Source organism: Pseudomonas sp. ANT_J12 (genome assembly GCF_008370045.1).
Classification (GTDB): Bacteria; Pseudomonadota; Gammaproteobacteria; order Pseudomonadales; family Pseudomonadaceae; genus Aquipseudomonas.
Genome location: NZ_VOBN01000027.1, coordinates 17,305 through 38,478 on the forward strand (window position 1 = coordinate 17,305; position 21,174 = coordinate 38,478).

A 21,174-nucleotide genomic window follows, 5' to 3' on the forward strand; every position below is an offset into this window, starting at 1 on the left:
CCCCGATCTCCTTGATTCAACCTTGACCTGTGGCGTGTCGCACGTTAATCAGGTGGTGGTCCCACGCGTCATCACCGTCACATCAAGCCCCTGGTAAACCAGCTGCTCCAGCACTTCCCAGCCTTGGCGCGCATATAGGGTCTGTGACGTGTCGGTGTACAGATAGAGTTGCGGCACGCCCAGCGACGCGGCTTCCTGGACGATGCGCGCCACCAGTTGCGAGGCGATGCCCCGGCCGCGGTGTTCTGCCTTGACGTAGACCCCGGCCAGCCACGGCGTCAGTTCGGCGCGCGCGGCCATGTCGCGGGTCAGCAGCATGGCGCCGCCGAGCAATTGTGAACCCTCGATCGCGACCATCACCGTCGGCACCGAGCCTTTTCCGGCGTTGGCCTGCAAATGTTCGATCCGCCCCTCGACGGTGTCGTCGGCGCGAAAGTGGCCCCACTCCTTGAAATTCAGTTCGGCCAATTCGTGGATCAGCTCGGGATGGTCACAGAGGTAGTCGATTTCCATGGTGGATTGAAGCTCCTGTATTGCGGCCCCTGGCGATTCGCTCGCGGACATCACGACCCACCCTAAACGATCATAAAAACGAATCAAAGCGCGCTCACAATCCTTCACAGTTTGTTGCGCAATGTCGGCCCTGACCTAAGCTTGGGGCTAAGCGAAACACATTTGCGGATCGTCACCCGGAACGATCGCGGCAATGCGCAATCATTAGAGCGTGGATATCAAAAGGAGATGCGCATGCTCATCAGGTCTTTGACCCTGACAACCCTGCTGGCATTTGCCGGCCCCTTGCTCGCCGTCGCTGACGATTCGCCGCTGGATGTCGATAAGGGCAGGGCGAGGCCCCTGATCGTGATCACGTCCAGCACCATTGACCCGGTGTGGATAAGCTTGAAAAAGTCGCTCGAGGATCCGGCCAACAAACAGGGGATCGCCGAGCGCAACATCAAGGTGTACAGCGTGCTTAATATGTCCGGTCAGCTCGACGGCAAGGACATGGGGCAACAGGACACCATGGCGCTGATCCGCTCGCTGAAGCTCGGTGCCGGCGCGTTACCCAAGGTCATCCTGCTGGGCAAGGATGGCAATGAGAAAATCAACGTGTCGGGGGACGAGTCGAAGTCGGTCGATCTGAAGAAAGTCTTCGCCACCATTGATGCCCTGCCGGCAGAGGAGAAGGAAGTGGCTGCACCGACCCCGCCACCGGTGGCGGCCGAACCGGCCACGACCAAAGGCGCCAAGGCCGCCAAGGGCACCAAACCAGGCAAACCGGCCAAGCCAGCCAAACCGCCTGAAATGCCGGATGATTGAGTACCCATCCTGGGTTTGACACTCAGTCCCAAGGCGGATGAATAACCTGTGGCGAGGGGGGGCACGCCCCCTTGCCACAAGATCAGCGGCATGCCTTCTTCCTATGCCGCCTCACTCAGATCAGTTGATTACGCCGCGCAAACTCCACCATCTCCAACAATGTCGCGTTGTTCAATTTCTGCATCACGCGGGTTTTGTAGGTGCTGATGGTTTTATTGCTGAGCAGCATTTCCCTGGCGATGAGCATGTTGCTCTTGCCTTGGGCAAGGCCCAGCAACACCCTGAGTTCACGGCGCGACAGGCGCTTGAGCAGTTGTTCGTCATCTTCGGCAAAGTCGCTGCGTCGTACCGAGTCCATCGTGTCGATGGGGAAATAGCTTTTGCCGCTGGCAATCGCTTGCAACGCCGCAATGATCTCCCCTGGCTGGCCGACTTTCGATAGAAAAGCGGCGGCGCCGGCGCGCAGGCATTGCGTGGCGTACACCGGGTTTTTCATCGAGGTGTACACCAGAATTCTCGTGCGCACGGGGCTGGCTTTTATCCGGTTGATGACACTCATACCATCAATCAACGGGATATCCAGGTCCAGCACAATCACGTCCGGTTTCAGCTCCAGGGTTTTGCTGATGGCCTCCATTCCGTTTTCGCATTCACCGACGATCTCATGGCCTTCGCGGGTCAGAATCATGCCGACGGCCATGCGCACAACCGCATGGTCATCGACGATCAGCACTTTCATGGGTGGGCCCTCGGCTTGGGTTTTCTACTGACATTCAGCCAAAAAACTCCAGCAAGGCTGGAGTTAAAGGGGATCGGTGGCTGGAGGTCAGATGTGGAACTTGACGACCATCTCATTGAGGTCCGCCGCCAACCGCGCCAACTCGTTACTGGCGGCGCTGACCTGGCTGGCGCCGGTGGCCGATTGCGATGCCAGGTCATTGATGTTGAGCAGGTTGCGGTCCACTTCACGGGCCACTTGCGCCTGTTGTTGCGCGGCGGCGGCGATCACCAGGTTGCTCTCGGTGATTTCGATCACCGCAATGTTGATCGTTTGCAGCGCCGTTCCCGCGCCTTTGGCGATGTCCAGGGTCGACACGGTGCGCGCCGTGCATTGGTGCATCGATGCCACGGCGTTTTCGGTGCCGTTTTGAATGCTGGTGATCATCGCCTCGATGTCGCTGGTGGACTGTTGGGTGCGATGAGCCAGTGCCCGCACTTCATCGGCCACCACGGCAAAACCACGTCCGGCTTCACCGGCGCGCGCCGCCTCGATGGCCGCGTTCAAGGCCAGCAGATTGGTCTGGTCCGCCAGCCCGCGAATCACTTCCAGCACCCGGCCGATGTCCTGGGACTCGACGGCCAGCGCCGTGATCAGGTCCGCAGCGCCTTGCACGTCCTGGCTCATGCTTTCGATGGCGACCAGGGTTTCGCCCACCAGCACACAGCCTTCTTCGGCCGAGCGCAGGGCATTTTGCGAGGCGAGGGAGGTGCTGGTGGCGTTGCGCGAAACTTCTTCCACGGCACTGGTCATTTGTGTGACGGCGGTGGCGGCCTGCTGGATTTCCAGGGTCTGCTGGGTGATGCCATGGGCGCTTTCGGCTGTGACGCAATCAAGTTCAGCGGTGGCGCCGCCCAATTGGGTCGCTGAGTTGGTGATCTTCTGCAGCGTCTCGCGCAGGGTGCCTTGCATCTTCTGCATCGCCGCCAACAGGCGGGCGGCTTCGTCCTTGCCTTCGACCGAGATCGTGCGCGTGAGATTGCCTTGGGCAATTTCGTCGGCCACCTCCAGGGCCAGGTTGATCGGGCGGGTGATGCTGATGGTCAGGCGCCAGGCGCAGAGCAGGGTCATCGCCGTGGACAGGAGCAGCAGGGCGATGGTTGCCTTCACCGTGATACCGAACTGTTCGGCGTTGGTCTTGGCGGCAACTTTGCTTTGATCGGCGTTGATCGAAATCATGGCATTGATCAGATCGCTGCTGGCCGTGTAGCTGTCCAGCAAGGTGCCACCGATGAGGGCCGCCACCGCTTCGCGCGCGCCATCACGGGACAAGCGGATCAACTGTCCTTCCAGCTTTTCATAGTGCAATTGTTGTTTGACCAGCGTGTCGTAGCTGGAGCGCTCGGCGGCACTGGAAATGAACGGCGTGTAGTCGTGCTGGGTGTCACGGGTCATTTGTTGCAGCACCGCCAGTTCTTTGATGAGGTTCTCCTGGAGATCGGCGTCGTAGGTGTTGCTCAGTTGCTGATTGAGGTTGCGTTGCCGCTGGATGATGTAACTGAACTCGCTGAGCTTGACCAGGCTGGGTACATCGCTGTTGGCGACATCCTGGCCGAGCTTGGCAATGGCATTCATCTGCGTCAGTGAGTACCCGCCCAGGATCATCATCATGATCGCGATCAGGGAAAAGCCCAGCAGCGCCCTGGGCGCAATGTTCAGGTTTCGTAAATTCATCGGTTAATCCTTGGGGTTCTAATGAGCCGGGTTTGCAGGCCGCCGCTTCAGCGCCTGGTTGGCGAGAGGGCGATTTTTTTATGGGATTTGCACGCAAGGATTGGAGAAACAACAACGAATTTTGCTGCGGCGAAGCGCAGGAGTAACGAGGAATGCTCCGGTTTCGGTGAAGGATGTTTCCTACAAGAATGCGTATGAAAGGTTCAGGGGATGCCGCTCGGGGCTAGGCGGTTTCACATTGGTGGTACGTGTCTTACGCAGTGGTCGCGTGTAATCCGACATCGGCATCGGACTGCTCCTACATTCATGCTCCGTTCTCAGTCTTAATCTGGCGCGATTGAAGTTTTTATCGACGGGTTTCCTTACGCGACGAAAACGCCACGGACCTGCATGTTGTTTGCGTATCGAATTGATCGAATGGGTGCCTAGAGTGTTTCGTTTATTGCTGGTGTGTTTTCTGTCTTTGTTCTATGCCTCGGGTGTTCGTGCGGCAGGTGCATCGGCCTGGTGTGATTTTGATGATGTTCACTCTAACAGTGTGATGACGGCTGATCTGGCGACCGCCAATTATCTGGATGTGGTGGGGTATTACGAGTTTGGCTGGACAGTCAGTGGTTGCACTTCACTTCCAACCCCAGTCTACAATCGTGAGATTTATGTGATGTATTGGGGGCTCGGAGGCGCGGTACCTTATTGCAGGTCGACGATTAACGGGATCTACCTTGACGTCTCCCCAGCCAACTGTGCAACGGTTGCACCCTTTGGTTCTATTCCAACCAAGATTTATCTCGACAAGCCGTTCCCGCAAAGCGGCTATGCACGAAAGAATTTCGTACGAAATGAATACAGGCTTTCAAATCCCGGCGCTTATGCGTTGGCGCCCTACAAAAAATGGATTTGGATCTCGTGGGCCCGCGGCACCACGACTCCTGGCGCGCCCTACAGCAACGCGTTACTGGGTGTAAAAAACGGAGAAGGGACGGTCATTATTACCACCTGTACATTGGTGAATAGTGACATTTTGGTGGACTTTGGCGAAGTGTCTGAGGCCGGAGCTTCCGAGCGATTCAATATTGAATTTTCGGGATGCACGGACCAAACGGACAGCAAGCGCTTCAATGACACCGTGTCGTTGAACTTCCGTTCCGAACGTATTCGTGTTGATGGCTCGGCTTTGCAAAATAATGTGTGCGCCAACTGCGCCAAGGGACTTCAAATAGCGTTGAAAGATGGTACGGGTAAAGCCATCGATCTATCGAAGCGCTACAAGTTATCGAGTAACGGTTCGACCACGATCAGCCCTAAAGGCCTTAAGTATGAATTCATCGCCGAACTGCAAAATAACCCCGATGAAACATCAAAGGGTGGCGTGATTGATACCCAACTGGTTTTTGAAACGATCGTTGAATAACGAGAGCGTGTAGGACCATTCAACATTCTTGCAAGGAATGGGATGACATTGATTAACGGACTGGTCCTACGTTGTGCATTAAGTCACCGGTTGAAGATTGATGAGCACTAAGTGCCGCGCCCATTGCTTGCGCGCCACGCACTTTTCCTGCATCCCAACTCAACTCACAAGGACGACTCCGTGCGCCGCCTCCTATCCAAACCCCACGCCCTGGCTGCAGGCATTTCCCTCGCCTGCCTGGCTTTCGGCGAAGCCAACGCCGCCTCCATCGAATTGGGAGGCGGCGATCAACTCTCCCTGAAAAAACTCAACGTCAGCACCAGTGGCGACAATGAACCGGTGTTGCTGGTCGACGGCGCGGCGGCCAGCGCCAAAATCAGCGACAGCACGTTCAGCACCAGCGGTCGCGGCAGCAGTGCCGCCCAGGTGCTGGCCGGTGAAGCGATCCTGAGCAACGTGACGGTCACCACCACTGGCGCCAACGCTTCGGCCCTGGCGGCCAATGGCGTCGACAGCCTGATCAGTGTAAGCACCGGCACCGTCCAGACTCAGGGCGACAATGCCCACGGCGCCACCCTCGGCAGCGGCGCAAAACTGGCGCTGGATTCGGTCGACGTCATCACCCAGGGCGCCGGCGCTCGTGGGGTAAATGCCACCGGGACCAGCACCCTCGGCCTGGTGCTCAGCACGATTGCCACCCAGGGCCGCGCCGCCGATGGGTTGTATTTGCGGGGCACCAGTGATCAGCAACGGGCCAGTGCCACACTGGTCGACAGCCTGATCCAGACCACTGGTGACAGCGCGAAGGGCATCAACGCCAATCGTGATTCCCAGGTCGACTTGCAACGAACCAGCATCAACACCGCCGGGCAGGTCGCCCATGGCCTCTGGGCCGCCAGCGCCACCAGCCAGGTACTGGCCCAGGATGTTCACATCACCACAAGTGGCATCAGCGCCATCGGTGCCTTCGCCCAAAGCGGTGCGACGATCGACCTGCAGAAAGCCTCGGTCGAAACCTTCGGCGACAATGCCCACGGTCTCTACGCCGACAATGGTTCGACGCTGACCGGCACCGACATCGACATTCACACCCACGGCATGAGCGCCGGGGTGTTTGCCGTGGGCAGTGGCGCACGGATCAACCTCAACAATGCCCTGATCAATATCGACGGCAGTGGCATGGGCATCGTCAGTTACGGCCCGGCCCATGTCCTGGCCCAAGGCCTGACTCTCAATGCCGACGGTGAAGGGGCTCGCGGCTTGTTGCTGCAAGACGGCGGCAGCATGAGCCTGGCGGATGCACTGGTGCACGTGCGGGGCGAGGACAGCGCGGCGGTTCGTTCGCTATCCCGCACCGGGCAGATCAACGTCTTGCATGTGCAAGACTCGGACATCAGCGCGCAGCACGCGGCGTTCGATATCTCCGGTGGCTTGCGCCTGGAACTGCTCAACAGCAGTGTCGCCGGTGAGCAGGTGTTGCGCACCAGCGTCCGTGAGTTGGCCGACGGCAGCCTGGTCGATAACCAGCACGTCTCGGTCGCAGCAGTCGGCTCGACCTTGCAGGGCGATATCCTGGTGGAAGGCCAGGACGTCGGCGTGATGTTGAAAGAGCAATCCGCATTGCGCGGTTCGATCAGCGGTCTGCAACAGTTGGAGCTGGACAACAGCCTGTGGCTCATGACCGCCGATTCCAACGTCGGGACGCTGGATCAACAAAACGGCCACGTGGTGTTTGATCCATCGCTGTCCGGCACGTTCAAGACCCTGACCGTCAACGAAGACCTGACAGGTTCCGGCCGCTTTGACATGCGCACCGACCTGGCGACGCTGCAGGGCGATCTGCTGCGGGTCAACGGGCAAATTTCCGGCCGCCACACCCTGCTTATCGAAGACTCCGGCCACAGCCCGAGCGGTCCCGGCCAGCAACTGCGGGTGGTGGATGGCAATGGCGGCAGCGGCACGTTCGGTCTGTATGGTGAGCACGTCGATGCCGGTGCGTTTCGCTACACCCTCAACCAGCAGGGCGACGATTGGTTTCTGAGCAACAGTTCGGTGATTCAGCCTCCCGTCGATCCTGAATCGCCAAGTGACCCGGTTGACCCGAAAACGCCGACTGATCCGCTCATTCCCCCGGTCGATCCCGAAAAACCAACCGATCCGATCACACCGCCGATCACCCCTCCGGTCACTGTTGATCCAGGCCCTGCCAACCTGTCCAAAGGCGCCAACGCCGCCATCTCCGCACAAACCGCTGGCGCCACGCTGTGGAGCGCGCAGATGAACGCGCTGGTCAAGCGCCTGGGCGAGTTGCGCATGGGCAAGGATGAGGGCGGGATCTGGACCCGGGCCATCGGTCGACGCTTCGAGGTGGCCGAAGGCTCCAGTCGCGCCTTCACGTAAAACGTCACCGGCATGGAAGTCGGTGTCGACAAGGCCTTTGCGTTGGGCGCCGGCAAGTTGTACGTCGGTGGCGTGGTGGGCGGCGCGCACTCGACCATGAACTTCGGCGAAGGCGCTTCCGGCAACGTCGATAGCCGGATGATCGGGACCTACGCCACTTACCTGCACGATAGCGGCGTGTATGTCGACACGGTGGCCAAGTACAGCCGTTTCGATAACGAAATCAAAACCCCGACCAACCTCGGGAACCCGGTGAAAGGGGCCTACACCAGCCACGGCGTAGGGATGGACGTTGAGATCGGCCGCCACATTGCGCTCGAAAAGGGCTGGTTCGTCGAGCCGCAAATCGAGGTCACGGCGACCCATACGACCGGCGGCGACTACACCGCCTCTAATGGTTTGCGCGTCGATGCCGATGACATGAACTCATTGCAAAGTCGTGTCGGCTCATTGTTCGGCCGGCGCATGACCCTCGGCAACGGGATTGAGGTGCAGCCCTACGCCAAGGCGTCGTGGATCACTGAACACGCAGGTGCCAGCACGGTGAAGGTCAACGGCACGCGGCTCAAGGCCGAGGTGCCGGGGGATCGTCTGGAGCTGGGTTTCGGCGGCATTGTGCAGGTCAGCGAGCGGAGCAAGATCGCCCTCGACGCCGAATTCGCCAAGGGCCATGACATCAAGCAACCGTGGGGGTTGACCCTGGGTTATCGCTACCTCTGGTAAGCCACAGGCAGTGATCCGGCATCCAGGATGCCGGATCACTGCCGGACCCCGCTGTCTGTAGAGTTAGGGATAACGTTTTTTGACCGATTTTTTACGCCACGTCCGTGTCACCCGTTGGTTGTTACTGACGTGGCTATTGCTCAGCGCTTGTGCGATGGCCCAGCCTGCCCAATTGCAACTGTTGGTGCACACCCCGGTCATCGCGCCAGTGGTCGAATTCGCCCCGGCCACCCGTGCGTGGCTGCGTCAGCATCCGCTGCTGCGGGTGGGTATCTGGGGCGATTCGTTTGCGCCGTTCGACATCGGTTTTGAAGCCGACAAATTCGAAGGCGTGGCGGCGGACTACCTCGGTGTCTTGCGCAATACCCTGGGCGTGGCCGACGTGCAGATTTACCGCTATCACAGCCGCCAAGAGGCCGAGCAGGCCCTGGTCACCGGTACGGTGCACATGCTGGGGCTCTACACCCGTCACGGCATTCGTCGCGAAGATATCCTGACCTCCAAACCTTATCTGCTGGACCGCGCGGTGATCGTCAAGGGCACCGGCGATACCGCGCAGGCGCTGGATCGGTTGAAGGGGCAGCGGTTGGCGTTTGCCAATGATCAAGACCTGTACCATCGCTTGAAAACCCAATACCCGGAGGCGCTGCTGGTGCCCGTGCAATCGGCGCTCAGTGCCTTGTCGGCGGTGGTGCATGGCCAGGTCGATGCGTTCTGGAGCGATGCGGCCTCGGCGGATTACCTGATCAAGAATGCGTTTTACAACGGTGCCTATATCGCCGGTGATGCGGTGGTGCCGGACTTCAACATCACCTTCGCCGTCGGCGCCGCCAATCCGCAACTGCTGCTGGCGATCAATCAGACCCTGGACGCCATTCCCCTGGCCGGACGCCTGCGCATCACTTCTCGCTGGGACCTGGCCATCCGCTATGCGCAAATGCCGTCGATGCTCGACCTCACGCAGGAAGAACAGCGCTGGATTGCCCGGCATCCAACGCTGAAGGTAGCGGTCAGCGGCAGTTACGCGCCGATGACGTTCTATGATCAGCACGACGTACATCGCGGGTTGACCGCAGACATTGTGCAACGCATCGCCCAGCGCACGGGTTTGCAATTCGTGATGGTGCGCACCAACAACATCATCGACATGGTCGAGCGCCTGCGCGAGGGTTCGGTCGACTTGATTGGTGCCTTGGGCGTGGCGCAGGAATGGACCCCCAGCCTGCGCTTCAGTCGCCCGTATGCGGTGAATCCGCTGGTGTTGATCAGCCGTGTCGACGCCACGGGTTTGAACGAAATCAGTGCCTTCAATGGCCGTTCCATCGCCGTCGCCGCCAGCAGTACGCTGATTCCGTGGTTCCGCCAGCACTATCCACGCATCGCTCTGGTCGAGGTCAACAGCACCGTGCGCGGCATGGAAATGCTCATGGAGGGCGAAGTCGATGGCGCCATCAACACCCAGATGGGCGCCGATTATTTCATCAAGAACTTCTACCCCAACCACCTGGCCGTCCGCGCTTCCGTGGGGCCGGACATGGCCCGTATCGGCCTGGCGGCCCGGGAAGATCAGGCGATCCTGATCAACATCATCAACAAGGCGTTGCTCGATATCGCCCCCGAAGACCTGCAACAGATGACCGAGCGCTGGCGCAGCCACTTCACCCCGCCCGTGGCCAGTTCCTGGGTCAACTACCGGGACTTTGTCTACAAGGCGACGGGCATCGCTGTGCTGTGCGGGGTGCTGTTCCTGGCCTGGAACCGTTACCTGCGCCGCCAGATCAACCAGCGTCATGCCGCCGAACGCAAACTCAAGGATCAACTGGAGTTCACCCGGACCTTGATCGACGGATCACCGGTGGCGTTGTACGTGCGCGATCACGAAGGGCGGTTGTTGCAATGCAATCAGTCCTACCTGGATTTTTTGCAGACCGAGCGCCACATCGTCGTCGGCAAAAGACTGTGCGAAACCCCGCTGATGACGCCGCACTTCAACGAGCGCTACCAGCAGTTCTACGAACGCACCTTGCTCGACGGTGAGCCGACGTTCGCCGACATGGAAGTGCAAGTCTGTGGCCAGGCGTACCGCATCTATCACTGGACCTTGCCGTTCCGTAACGCCGATGGGCAGGTGATCGGGATCATTGGTGGCTGGATCGACCTCACCGAGCGCGAGCAGATACTCCAGGAACTGCGCCAAGCCAAGGACACCGCCGATTCGGCGAACCGTTCCAAGTCGGTGTTCCTGGCCAGCATGAGCCATGAAATCCGCACGCCGATGAACGCCATTATCGGCCTGCTGGAATTGCTCCAGCGCCGGGGCGGCGATGCCCGGCAGGTGCGCGAGGCAGTGGACGTCGCCCACGAGTCGGCCCAGGCACTGTTGTCGCTGATCGGTGACATTCTCGACCTGTCAAAAATCGAGTCCGGGGCGATGAAGCCGTCGCCGCGCCCAACCGATTTGCCGAAGTTGATGCACTCGGTGTTCAAGCTATTCGAAACCAGCGCCCACAATAAGGGGCTGGGAATCGACCTGGTGCTGGAGGTGCGTCACCACCACGTGCTGATCGATGCGTTGCTGCTCAAGCAGATCGTCTCCAACCTGTTGAGTAACGCAATCAAGTTCACCGATCAGGGCAGCATTGAAATCGCCGTGTTTGATGGTGCGCAGGGGCCGGCGGACGGGGTAGGGCACTTCATGATCCAGGTGACCGACACCGGCCATGGCTTGTCACCGGCCCAGCAACTGGCGATTTTCGAACCGTTTATCCAGACCAGTCGCGGCAGCGCCACCCAGGGCGGCACCGGCCTGGGCTTGAGCATCTGTCGACGTCTGGCGGAGTTGCTGGGCGGCGAGTTGCAGGTGGAAAGCGAGCTGGAGACGGGTTCGACGTTCAGCCTGGTGTTCAACGCCCCGTTGTGTGAGGAGCAGCAAGCGCCGGAGCCGGCTCCCGTGGCGCCAATGCTGGGGCGTTCACTGCACGTGCTGGTGGTGGACGATCACGCCGCCAACCGCTTGCTGTTGTGCCAGCAACTGGAGTTTGCCGGGCATCGCGCCGAGTCCGCCGAAGACGGTGAGCGCGCATTATCCCTGTGCAGGCACGCCGATCCGGCGTTCGATCTGGTCATCACCGATTGCAACATGCCGAACATGGATGGCTTTGCCTTTACCCAGGGCCTGCGCAGTTGGGAGCGCGAGCAGCAGCGGCTGGCGTGCCCGGTGTTCGGCCTGACCGCCAATGCCCAGACCGAAGTGGTCAAGCAGTGCTTGCAGGCGGGCATGAATGACTGCCTGTTCAAGCCGTTGACCCTGGACCACTTGCTCAATCGTATCCAGTTGGCCTTTCCTGACCGGACCCTGCCGTATTCCGCCGAAGCACTGGCCAAGGTCAATGGCCTGGGGGCAGAAGCCCACGCAACCTTTATCGCGCAGGTGGTGCGCAGCAACCAGGAGGACCGGATGCTGCTCGATGCGCTGATTGCCGAGGGTGATCTACCGGAACTGGCGCGCCTGGCGCACAAGATCAAGGGCGCGGCGAAGATCATCGATGCCCATGATGTGGTGGATGACTGTCGGCGTTTGCAGGCGTTTGCCGAACAGCGCCAGGAAGAGAATTGCCTGGTGCAGGTGCATCACCTGAAGGCGAACCTGCTGCAATTGGAAGAGGCGTTGTTGGGAGGGTAGAAGGGTAGGCGCAAAGCTTGCTCGCGATGGCGTCCTTGAAATCGCCACCCAACCTGTAGGAGCGAGGCTTGCCCGCGAAGGCGTCCGCGAGATCGCCATCGCGAGCAAGCTTTGCTCCTACGAGCGATGGCGTATGTGAGATCGCCTTTGCGGGCAAGCCTCGCCCCGGGGTCGGCGGTGGGATTCAGACCAACCCATGCCGCTTGGCGAATTCCGCCAGTTCGACAATGCTGTCGATCCGCAGTTTTTCCTGAAGACGGGTCTTGTAGGTGCTGACGGTTTTATTGCTGATGTGCAGCGACTCGGCGATCTTGATATTGGTCAGGCCCGCCGCGAGGCAGCGCAACACGTTCATCTCCCGAGGCGAAAGCTTTTTCACCGCGTCGTCCTCGTCGGTCTTGAAGTCCTCTTCGCGCACCGAGTCGATGGTGTCGGCCTTGAACCAGGTGTAACCGTCCTTGATCGCCAGGCACGCGTTCAGCAGTTCACCCATGGTGCCTTCCTTGCTCACATACCCCGACGCGCCGTCTTGCAGGCAGCGCTGGGGCAGGCGTGAGTTTTTCGCCCCGGTAAAGATCAGGATCCGTGGCTTGGGATTGAAGCTGGACAGGCGCTTCATGACACTCAAGCCATCCAGTTGTGGAATGTCGACGTCGAGTATCACCAGGTCCGGTTTCAACTTGCGCACCCCATCGATAGCGAGAATGCCGGTGGTGGCATCGCCCACAACTTCGAAGCCTTGTCCATGAAGCAGATTGGTAACCGCCAGGGTAACGATTTGATGGTCGTCAACGACTAAGACTTTCATTGTTTCTCTCAGCGGGTGGGAAAAATAAGTGTAAAAGAAGTGTGAAGAGGTAAAGTGCCATCATTCTCGATGTGAATTCGGATCAATACAAGGGTAAATGATGCGGCTTATTAAAAATAGTGGGCATTAAGTGGGTGCGCTGATAATGATTTATATCAGTGCAATCATTGTTTGTAGTCTCGGTCCTACAGCAATGTAAGTTCTAATCTGACGCATGTTATGGACCGGTCCTACAATAATTTCCCGCCCCGCGAATTAATCTAGTTTTACCTGCCAACGCAGGACAATTAATTCGAACGGATAACGCATCATGAAAAAACTTTCCTTTATTGCCCTGGCCATTGCTGCTGCCGCTGCCATGTCCTCCACTGCCAACGCTGCAAGCGGCACCCTGCAGTTCACCGGTAACCTGACTGCCGCCAGTTGCACCGTGACCCCGGGTGGCGACGCCAGCGCCGGTGCCGGCAGCAACATCGTTGTCGACATGGGCAGCGTTTCGTTCAGCGACCTGGAAACCGCTGCGCCAGGCAAAGGTTCGGTAGGCGTTGCTGTCACCGACCTGAGCTTCGACATCGGCTGTACCGGCGTGGGCGCCTACGACACCGTAGTCCTGAACTTCGACCCGCAAGCCGGTTCGGGCCGTGACACTGCCGATGCCCGTCTGTTGGCCCTGGCTCCAGGTGGCGCAGCCGGTGCTGCGATCGCCGTGGTTGATGGCAACCGCAACATCATCGACATGTCCAAGGACCCGGAAGTCCGTGCCGCCCTGACCGTTGACGCGGGCACCGGTGCTGGCACCGCCCAGATTAACCTGGCAGCTGCTTACCTGCGTACCACTGGCGCTCAAACGCCAGGCGCTGCAAACGGCAGCCTGCCGTTCGTGCTGACTTACGAGTAAGTGATGTGACCACTACCGAATGCGACGTTTTTTAACATGCGTTCGGTAGTGTTTTATTTTTGTCTGTTGTTACTTTTTTTAGTGTACGGGTTGGCGCATGTGTCGCTGTTGTCTGATATCGGTCGCGTCGTCAATGAAGTGTGTTTGAGATGGTTCGGTTTTAAGGGTTGAGAGTGGTTGTGCACTCGCAGGTCCAGATATTCAAAATGCCTTAATGACGTTGAGGGTTGTATGTTCAAGTGCACATTTAAAGCGCTGTTCTGCTTGTTGCCATTCGTGGTTCTTTCCAATGCCCAGGCGGGTATTTCCCTGGGCGCCACGCGGATCATTTTTGAGGCGAAGAACAAGGAAGAAAACATCACGGTTCGCAACGAAAGTGAAAAACCGATCCTGTTGCAATCCTGGCTGGACAACGGCAAGGAAGGCGACGGGGCCGTACCGTTTGCCGTGACACCACCCCTGACCAAAATGGCCGCCAACGGCCAACAACTGCTGCGGGTTCTGTACAAAGGGGCGGGTTTGCCCCAGGACCGTGAGTCGGTGGTGTGGCTCAGCGTGCAGGAAATCCCTGCCAGCGTCGAAGGCAAGAACACCCTGCAAATCGCCGTGCGCCAGAAGATCAAGGTGTTCTACCGCCCGGCCAATCTGACGGGCGAAGCCAAGGACGCTGCCGGTTCTCTGCAATGGCAGCTGGAAGACGGCGGCAAGCGCCTGAGCGTTCACAACCCGAGCGCCTACCACGTGTCGATGGTGCAACTGCTCGGCGAGATGCCCGCCTTCAGCAACCTGGTGGCCGAGCGCTTCATGGTGGCCCCCGGCGAACGCAAGACCTTCGAGGTCAACAACGGCGGGTTCAAGGTCGGCGCCGAGTTCAGCTTCCGCAGCATCAATGACTGGGGCGGCCAGGAGACCTATCGCACCAAACTGCAAGCCGCTTCCAGCAGCACCGCCACCCGGGTCGACGCTCAGTAACCGTTCGCCTTCGCTCCTCTTAAAGCCGCCCGGACGTTTCCAGCAAACGTCCGTTGGCCGGGCTTTGCCTCGAAAAAATGAATCCAGGTTTTTGTCATGCGTACACGCCATCACCGCCACAGCCCCCTCTCACAGCGTTTTGACCAACCGTCGCGGCTGTCACGCTTGAGCCTGGCGGTAGCCCTGGGCCTGTCCGTGCAAGGTTTGGCTGAGGCGGCCGATGACTCGGCCCCGGTGACCTTCAACACGTCATTCATTCAAGGCCTGGGCCAGCCCGCCGACCTCAAGCAATTCATCGACGGCAACAGCGTATTGCCAGGTACTTACCGCGTGGACATTTACGTCAATCGCAGCTTGAGCGGGCGCCAGGACATGACATTCACGCAGCAGGACGATGGTGACGTAACGCCGTGCCTGACCCTGACCCTGCTGCGCCAGTTCGGCGTGGACATCGACAGCCTGGTCACCGCCGGCACCCTGAGCAAGGACGCCGACACCGACAGTTGCATCGACATCAAGGCGCTGATCCCGCAGTTCAGCAGTGAGTACCAGGCCAACCTGCTGCGCCTGTATCTGAGCATCCCCCAGGCGATGATGAGCCGCTCGGCCCGGGGTTACGTCGACCCATCGTTGTGGGACGAAGGTGTCACGGCGGCCTTCATGGACTACAGCGTCAACGGCAACCGGCGCAAAAACGATTTTGCGACTACCGACAGTCTGAACGCCAACCTGCGTAATGGCCTGAACCTCGGGCCGTGGCGGTTGCGCAACGAGTCGAGCTATTCCAAAAGCACCGACAGCCCTGGCTTGTTCAACAGCAACCGCACCTACGCCCAACGCGATATCACCTCGTTGCGCAGCCAGTTGACGGTCGGCCAGACCTATTCCGATTCTGAGATTTTCGACAGCGTGCGCTACAAGGGCGTGCAGTTGGGCTCCGACCTGGCGATGCTGCCGGACAGCGAGCGCGGTTATGCGCCGGTGATCCGTGGCGTGGCCAACAGCAACGCCACGGTGGAAGTGAAGCAGAACGGTTTCAGCCTCTACACCACCACCGTATCGGCGGGACCGTTCGAGCTGACGGACATTTACCCGAGCGGCTCCAACGGTGACCTGGAAATCAGCATTACCGAAGCCGATGGTGAGGTGCGTACGTTCACCCAGTCGTTTGCCTCGCTGCCGATCCTGGTGCGACGCGGCAGCTTTCGCTACAACCTCGACCTGGGGCAATTCGACGACCTGAACGGCGAAGGCGATTCGCCGATGTTCGGCACCGGCAACCTGGTCTACGGCTTGACCGATACGTCACCACGTTCGGCGGCGTGATGTTGAGCGATGGCTTCAGCGCGACCAACGCCGGGGCCGGTTTCAACACCCCGGCAGGGGCGATTTCGGTGGATGCCACCCAGTCCAGCAGCACGACCCGCCAAGGAAAAAACACCGGCCAGAGTTTGCGCTTTCTCTACAGCAAGACCCTGAACCTGACCGGCACCACCTTTACCCTGGCCGGTTATCGCTATTCCACTGAAGGTTATCGGACCTTCAGCGAGCACGTTGACGATGAAAACCGCGATCCGGGGCAACCAGCCCGAGGCCGGGCCAAGTCGCGCTTCAACCTCACGGCCAACCAGGTTATGGGCCAGGGGTTTGGCTCTTTGTACCTGTCCGCCAGCGATCAGACCTATTGGAATCTGCCGGGCCAGACCCGCTCGTTGCAGGCCGGCTATTCCAACTATTGGGGCAAGGCGAACTATTCGTTCGACGTCACTCATACCCGCTACGCCGATAGCCAGAGCGCCTATTCCGGTCAGGGTGGGTCCCGCAGTCGGGATACCCAGGCGACCTTCAGCGTCTCCTTTCCCCTGGGCGATGAAGGCCGTGCGCCTCGGGCCAGTTTCAGTTCGGCCCATGACAGCACCGGCACCAACTCCAATGCCAACGTCAGTGGTTACCTTGCGGGACGCAATGACATGACCTTCTCCGTGGGTGGCAATCGGAGCGTCACCGGCGAGTACAGCGGCGATGGCCAAATCAATGCCAAGACCCCTTACGCCAACGTCGGCGCCGGCTACAGCCAGGGTCGCGCTTACAAGTCGGCCAACCTGAGTGCCCGGGGCTCCGTGGTCGCCCATGCTGGCGGAGTCAATTTCGGCCAGCCGGTGGGGGAGACCTTCACCCTGGCTGAAGTCGAGAACACACCGGGCGTGCAGGTCGGGCGTTATGCCGGGGTCAAGACCGCGGCCAACGGCTACGCGGTCATTCCCAACTCGCAACCGTATCGCGGCAACTTCGTCAGTCTCAATACCCAGGACCTGGGCGCCGATATCGAACTGGAAAGCACCAGCCAGCAGGTGATTCCACGTCGCGGTGCGATCACCAAGGCTACGTTCAAGGCCAAGAGCGGCCTGCGCCTGGAAGCGACCTTCCAGTACCTCAAAGGCAAGATTCCGTTTGGCGCGGTGGTCGAGGACGAAGAAGGGCAGCAACTGGCGGTGGTCGATCCACGCCAAACGGCGCTGGTCCTGGTGGAAAAGACCGAGGGCAAGTTGCAGGTCAAATGGGCTGATCAAAGCTGCTGGGCGCAGTACGTGATGAGCGAAAAAGTCCCGGGCGAGAACTACCAGAGTAAAACCCTGACCTGTCAGTAATTGCGCAAGGAAGCCTGTTCATGAACATCAATCGATTGCTTCCTGCCACTGACCTGTTGAAACACGTCTCGCCCCTGTACCAGCCCATCATTAATGTGCCCCAGCGTCGCGTCGTCGGGTTTGAAGCGCTGACGTGTTGCGTGCATCCACGCTGGCAGGGTGTCCCGCCCGAGGTCTTCATGCCCATGGCGCGCCGCAGCGGCGTACTCGATGACATGACGATCAGCCTGTACGAACAGGCCGCCCGGGACCTGAAGGTACTGGAGGCGATTCATGTCGATGTGGACATTACCCAACTGGCGGACAGGGCGATGGTGGAGCGCATTGTCCAGGCGTTCGCCCCGGCCACCACCAACCTGTTGGGTATTACCTTTGAAATCACCGGTGAAGGCGAGATCGACGTCGATTACGCCCGGGTTCTGCAAGGGGCGGAGCGCTTGAAAGCCCTGGGCGCGCAATTGGCTCTGGAGGATTTTGGCCAGGGACACTCCAACTTCGAACGCCTGTGCGAGCTGCCGGTGGACCTGCTGAAAATCCCTCGCCAGTTGATCTACGCCATGGCCACTGAGCACAAGAGCCTGGCGTGCGTGAAGGCGACCCTGGCTCTGGCGGAGTCCTTGAGGCTGGAGACTGTGGCCGAGGGCGTCGATAACTTTTTCCAGATTCATGCGCTCAAGCAGATGGGCTGCACCACCGTGCAAGGCGTCTGGTATTCCCGGCCCCTGACCCTTGAAGCGGCTAAAGATTTCCGGCGTGAACACTTGAATCTCAGGTAGCTGTGGGAGATGTCCTACCGGTTTTGCGCACTCGGTCCTACCTGCATGGCGGATCGTTCCTACCACGCAGCCCAGGGGCGGTTGGTAAATTCTGAAGGACTTGCAGGAAGCAGGTCCCCATCATTTTCACGAGCACCCTTTTCACGAGAACTGTGTATGAAAAAAACCTCCTTATTGGCCCTGGCCATCGTCGCCCATGCGGCACTGTCCAGTAGCGCTTTCGCTGCCAGCGGCACCTTGCAATTCAATGGCGAACTCAATAACGCCAGTTGCACCGTGACCCCGGGCGGTGATGCCAGTGCCGGCACCGGTAACAATATCCTGGTTGATATGGGCGATGTGTCCTTTGCCGACCTGCAAGTGGCGTCGCCGGGTGTGGGCAATGTCGGCGTGGCGGTCACGGACCTTAATTTCGACATCGGTTGCCCAAGCGGCGTCGGTGCCTTGAGCAGCGTGATCATGAGCTTCGACCCGAACAGCGGCAGTGGCCTGGATAGCATCGACGGTCGCCTGCTGGCCCTGTCGCCGGGTGGCGCCAGCGGTGCGGCGATTGCGCTGGTCAACAGCGCCAATGACATCATCGACATGTCCAGCGCGCCGAGCATTTCGGCACCGCTGGACATTGATGAAGACGGGGTAGGGACGGCGAATATCGCGTTGCGCGCGACCTACTTGCGCACTTCCGGCGCCGAAGTGCCGGGCGCCGCCAATGGCAGTCTGCCGTTTGTCCTGCGCTACGAGTAAACGCAAAAAGGTCGGGTTTTTACACCCGACCTTTTTCACCGCCGCAGCGCGATTACCAGGTGTAGCGATAACCCACGGTCACGGCCATCGGCTGTTCGATGCCGCGACCCTTGGTGTAGGTGGCCTCGGCATAGAGGTTGTGCTTGTCGGCGACGCTGATCATGACCCCGCCACCGATCTCGGCCCGGGAACCCGGCAGGCGACTGTCGAGTTTCGCGCCGCTGACCTTCACGTTGCTCTTGCCGGCATGCTCGGTGATCCAGTTCGCCTTGGCGTAAGGTTTGACGGTCATGCCGTTGTCCAGTTTCAGGTCACGACCGACCACACCGCCGATCCGGCTCTGCACGGACAACATCGCATCCTGCTCCACCGTCAAGCCGTTGCTGGCGGCGTAGCGGCTGCCGCTGATGCGGGTTACTTGCAGGCCGGCTTGCGGCTCGACGAACCAGCCTTGGCTCAGGTCAATGTGCTTGCCCACTTGCACGTCAGCCGTCACCGCGTGGTTCTTGAATTTTGCCTTGACCTTGTTGCCCAGGTTGCTGGTGATCTTGGTTTCATTGTCCAGGCGGCTATATTTCACGGTGCCGTCGACATACAGACCGCTACGGTCCAGGTAGCTGGCGTAACCGCCGAGGGTCGTGCTGTCGGTGGTGCCTTTGCTGGCCTCGCCGAACGACTGCCGGCCCTTGCCCTGGCCAAACAAAGCTCCGACGTACAGCGTGCCATCGGCGAACGACATGGCCTTGTCGGCGCCGACCTCGAAGCCGTTGATCTGCTGGTCGAAGGCGCGGCTGGCGCCGGTGTCCAGGTGTTGCTCGGCACCGTAGCCACGGGTCCACAAACCGCCCTGATCCTTGCCCGAACGCAGCTCGCCGAAATGGCCGAGGGTGGCGCTCATCTGGGCGCTGATCAGTGCGGCGCTGGCGGCGTGACTGGCGACCGCCGCGTTGGCGCCCTTACTCAGGGTTTGCGCTTGAGGGCGGTGCACAGGCTGGGCAGGTTTGGCCAGCTCGGCAGGGATCGCCGGCTTTTCCTGCGGGTTGACCGGCGTGACGGGATTGACCGGCGTTGTCGGGTCAATCGGTGTTACCGGGGTGACCGGATCGACCGGTGGGACTTTCGAGCCATCGGGATCGTTGATCGGATCGACATCCGCCGAGTTCATCAGATACCAATCTTCGCCAACGTGTTGCAGCTCATAGCGAAAGGCCCCGGCATCCACGGTCTTGCCATACAGGCTGAAGCTGCCGTGGCCGCCATTGCCGTCCACCAGCGCCAAGGCGTAGGGGTTCGCGGGGGCCTTGCCCGAGTCGGCAACCACCAGCGTGTGATTGCCGCTGATCTCGCCCTGCACCTTGATCAGGTCGCCGCGCAGATCGGCCAGGTCGGTGTTCATCATGAAGGTGCCATTGCCGCTCAACGGGCCTTTGACGAACAAGGTATGGAAGCCGCTGATGGCCGGATCGGCAAAGCTGACCTGTCCGTCGACATGGGTGTTTTCACCCAGGATCGCATCGCCCTTGAGCTGCAAGACCCCGCCCTGGTTGATCGACGTGTTGCTGGCTTCGGCGCGATCGGCCATGGCCATGAGCCCGCCCTGGTTGACGGTGGTGTTGTGCACGGTGGTGCCGGAATCGACTTCGAACAGGCCGCCGTCGTTCACCACGGTATCGCTGGCAAACGCCGAATCGAAGACCGACATGACCCCGCCGTCATTCACGGTGGTGTCCTGCACGTGGGCATTTTCATACACCGTCATCTGGCTGTTGCTGACGCGGGTGTCCGTGGCCGAGGCTTCGTTGAACACCCACATGGAACCACCGTTGAGCTGGGTATCGCTGACCGACGCTTGTTTTGCGACGTCCAGATTGCCGTTGTTGACCGTCGTATGCTGCGCCGTGGCCGAGCCGACGACCACCATCTGACCGTTGTTCAACAGGCTGTCTTGCGCCGACGCGGAGTCATTGATTTCCAGCCAACCGTTGTTGCCGTTAACGGTCGTGCCAATCACTGAGCCCGAATCCCAGACGCGCAGGCGCCCGTTGATCACCATACTGTTGACGATAGAACCGCCCGTGCCGACCTGCAGCGAACTGCCGTCGTCCATCCGGATGTTTTCCTGAAACGTGGTCAGGCATCGGCTCTGGTCGCAGTTCTCGGCAGACACCTGTTCAACGGCGCAGCCCAGCAGCAACACAGCACCCGAGAGCGATACTTTAGAAAAACGCTTATTTGATTTGGACATGGGACACCTGCCGACTGCTTGGAAAGTGCCGCAGATTCTCCGGGGCTGGCGGGTGTCGGTAACGCAGGTGTTTCCCAAGTTTTTGTCGGAAGTAT

13 protein-coding genes and 3 pseudogenes are annotated in these 21,174 nt (G+C 59.8%); 10 read left to right on the plus strand and 6 right to left on the minus strand.

The features are described 5' to 3' along the window. Window positions 1-48: 48 nt before the first annotated feature. Window positions 49-513 carry a GNAT family N-acetyltransferase gene (locus FQ192_RS30390; protein ID WP_149661839.1) on the minus strand — a complete coding sequence of 155 codons (465 nt, stop codon included), beginning with the start codon at window positions 511-513 and terminating at the stop codon, window positions 49-51. Window positions 514-747: 234 nt separating this feature from the next. Here FQ192_RS30390 and FQ192_RS30395 point away from each other — a divergent pair, with 234 nt between their 5' ends. Continuing rightward, window positions 748-1,320 carry a DUF4174 domain-containing protein gene (locus FQ192_RS30395; protein WP_149661840.1) on the plus strand — a complete coding sequence of 191 codons (573 nt, stop codon included), beginning with the start codon at window positions 748-750 and terminating at the stop codon, window positions 1,318-1,320. Between the two features lie 115 nt (window positions 1,321-1,435). Here FQ192_RS30395 and FQ192_RS30400 read toward each other — a convergent pair whose 3' ends face one another. The 3 genes and pseudogenes from FQ192_RS30400 to FQ192_RS35195 all read right to left on the minus strand — a co-directional run. Continuing rightward, a complete protein-coding gene (locus tag FQ192_RS30400) occupies window positions 1,436-2,059 on the minus strand; it encodes a response regulator transcription factor (protein WP_149661841.1) in 624 nt (207 codons plus the stop codon). 87 nt (window positions 2,060-2,146) lie between these two features. After that, the gene (locus tag FQ192_RS35190) at window positions 2,147-3,019 is read right to left on the minus strand and encodes a methyl-accepting chemotaxis protein (protein ID WP_372242371.1); all 873 of its coding nucleotides are present in this window, start codon (window positions 3,017-3,019) and stop codon (window positions 2,147-2,149) included. Continuing rightward, a pseudogene (locus FQ192_RS35195) lies at window positions 3,002-3,772 on the minus strand (MCP four helix bundle domain-containing protein); the annotation flags it as partial. The gene FQ192_RS35190 and the pseudogene FQ192_RS35195, both read right to left, overlap by 18 nt. Window positions 3,773-4,169: 397 nt before the next feature. On the opposite strand from FQ192_RS35195, the gene FQ192_RS30410 reads away from it, so the two are divergent. The 3 genes and pseudogenes from FQ192_RS30410 to FQ192_RS30425 all read left to right on the plus strand — a co-directional run bounded on the left by FQ192_RS30410 (window position 4,170) and on the right by FQ192_RS30425 (window position 11,988). Continuing rightward, a complete protein-coding gene (locus FQ192_RS30410; protein WP_149661843.1) occupies window positions 4,170-5,183 on the plus strand; it encodes a fimbrial protein in 1,014 nt (337 codons plus the stop codon). Between the two features lie 1,098 nt (window positions 5,184-6,281). Further along, a pseudogene (locus tag FQ192_RS34690) lies at window positions 6,282-8,306 on the plus strand (autotransporter outer membrane beta-barrel domain-containing protein). 79 nt (window positions 8,307-8,385) lie between these two features. Continuing rightward, window positions 8,386-11,988 (plus strand): ATP-binding protein, encoded by a 3,603-nt coding sequence (locus tag FQ192_RS30425; RefSeq protein ID WP_149661846.1) that lies wholly within the window; start codon window positions 8,386-8,388, stop codon window positions 11,986-11,988. Window positions 11,989-12,172: 184 nt separating this feature from the next. Here FQ192_RS30425 and FQ192_RS30430 read toward each other — a convergent pair whose 3' ends face one another. Further along, on the minus strand, window positions 12,173-12,796 hold the full coding sequence (locus tag FQ192_RS30430) for a response regulator transcription factor (RefSeq protein ID WP_149661847.1): 624 nt from the start codon (window positions 12,794-12,796) through the stop codon (window positions 12,173-12,175). 310 nt (window positions 12,797-13,106) lie between these two features. Here FQ192_RS30430 and FQ192_RS30435 point away from each other — a divergent pair, with 310 nt between their 5' ends. The 6 genes and pseudogenes from FQ192_RS30435 to FQ192_RS30455 all read left to right on the plus strand — a co-directional run bounded on the left by FQ192_RS30435 (window position 13,107) and on the right by FQ192_RS30455 (window position 18,834). Next, window positions 13,107-13,694 (plus strand): fimbrial protein, encoded by a 588-nt coding sequence (locus tag FQ192_RS30435; protein WP_149661848.1) that lies wholly within the window; start codon window positions 13,107-13,109, stop codon window positions 13,692-13,694. Between the two features lie 231 nt (window positions 13,695-13,925). Further along, a complete protein-coding gene (locus FQ192_RS30440) occupies window positions 13,926-14,666 on the plus strand; it encodes a molecular chaperone (RefSeq protein ID WP_149661849.1) in 741 nt (246 codons plus the stop codon). A 96-nt stretch (window positions 14,667-14,762) separates the two neighbouring features. After that, window positions 14,763-16,996, plus strand: a pseudogene (locus tag FQ192_RS30445) (fimbria/pilus outer membrane usher protein); the annotation flags it as partial. Between the two features lie 21 nt (window positions 16,997-17,017). Next, the gene (locus tag FQ192_RS35200) at window positions 17,018-17,314 is read left to right on the plus strand and encodes a FimD/PapC C-terminal domain-containing protein (RefSeq protein WP_372242372.1); all 297 of its coding nucleotides are present in this window, start codon (window positions 17,018-17,020) and stop codon (window positions 17,312-17,314) included. Between the two features lie 20 nt (window positions 17,315-17,334). Continuing rightward, window positions 17,335-18,090, plus strand: coding sequence for an EAL domain-containing protein (locus FQ192_RS30450; protein WP_149661850.1), 756 nt, complete (start codon window positions 17,335-17,337; stop codon window positions 18,088-18,090). A 156-nt stretch (window positions 18,091-18,246) separates the two neighbouring features. Beyond that, window positions 18,247-18,834, plus strand: coding sequence for a fimbrial protein (locus FQ192_RS30455; RefSeq protein ID WP_149661851.1), 588 nt, complete (start codon window positions 18,247-18,249; stop codon window positions 18,832-18,834). 52 nt (window positions 18,835-18,886) lie between these two features. Here FQ192_RS30455 and FQ192_RS30460 read toward each other — a convergent pair whose 3' ends face one another. Beyond that, window positions 18,887-21,079, minus strand: coding sequence for an autotransporter outer membrane beta-barrel domain-containing protein (locus FQ192_RS30460; RefSeq protein ID WP_149661852.1), 2,193 nt, complete (start codon window positions 21,077-21,079; stop codon window positions 18,887-18,889). Window positions 21,080-21,174 lie beyond the last annotated feature (95 nt).

Coding starts and splice junctions, on each gene's coding strand:
- FQ192_RS30390 (WP_149661839.1), bottom strand. CDS start 513: ATGGAAATCGACTACCTCTGTGACCATCCCGAGCTGATCCACGAATTG.
- FQ192_RS30395 (WP_149661840.1), top strand. CDS start 748: ATGCTCATCAGGTCTTTGACCCTGACAACCCTGCTGGCATTTGCCGGC.
- FQ192_RS30400 (WP_149661841.1), bottom strand. CDS start 2,059: ATGAAAGTGCTGATCGTCGATGACCATGCGGTTGTGCGCATGGCCGTC.
- FQ192_RS35190 (WP_372242371.1), bottom strand. CDS start 3,019: ATGCAGAAGATGCAAGGCACCCTGCGCGAGACGCTGCAGAAGATCACC.
- FQ192_RS30430 (WP_149661847.1), bottom strand. CDS start 12,796: ATGAAAGTCTTAGTCGTTGACGACCATCAAATCGTTACCCTGGCGGTT.
- FQ192_RS30435 (WP_149661848.1), top strand. CDS start 13,107: ATGAAAAAACTTTCCTTTATTGCCCTGGCCATTGCTGCTGCCGCTGCC.
- FQ192_RS30440 (WP_149661849.1), top strand. CDS start 13,926: ATGTTCAAGTGCACATTTAAAGCGCTGTTCTGCTTGTTGCCATTCGTG.
- FQ192_RS30450 (WP_149661850.1), top strand. CDS start 17,335: ATGAACATCAATCGATTGCTTCCTGCCACTGACCTGTTGAAACACGTC.
- FQ192_RS30455 (WP_149661851.1), top strand. CDS start 18,247: ATGAAAAAAACCTCCTTATTGGCCCTGGCCATCGTCGCCCATGCGGCA.
- FQ192_RS30460 (WP_149661852.1), bottom strand. CDS start 21,079: ATGTCCAAATCAAATAAGCGTTTTTCTAAAGTATCGCTCTCGGGTGCT.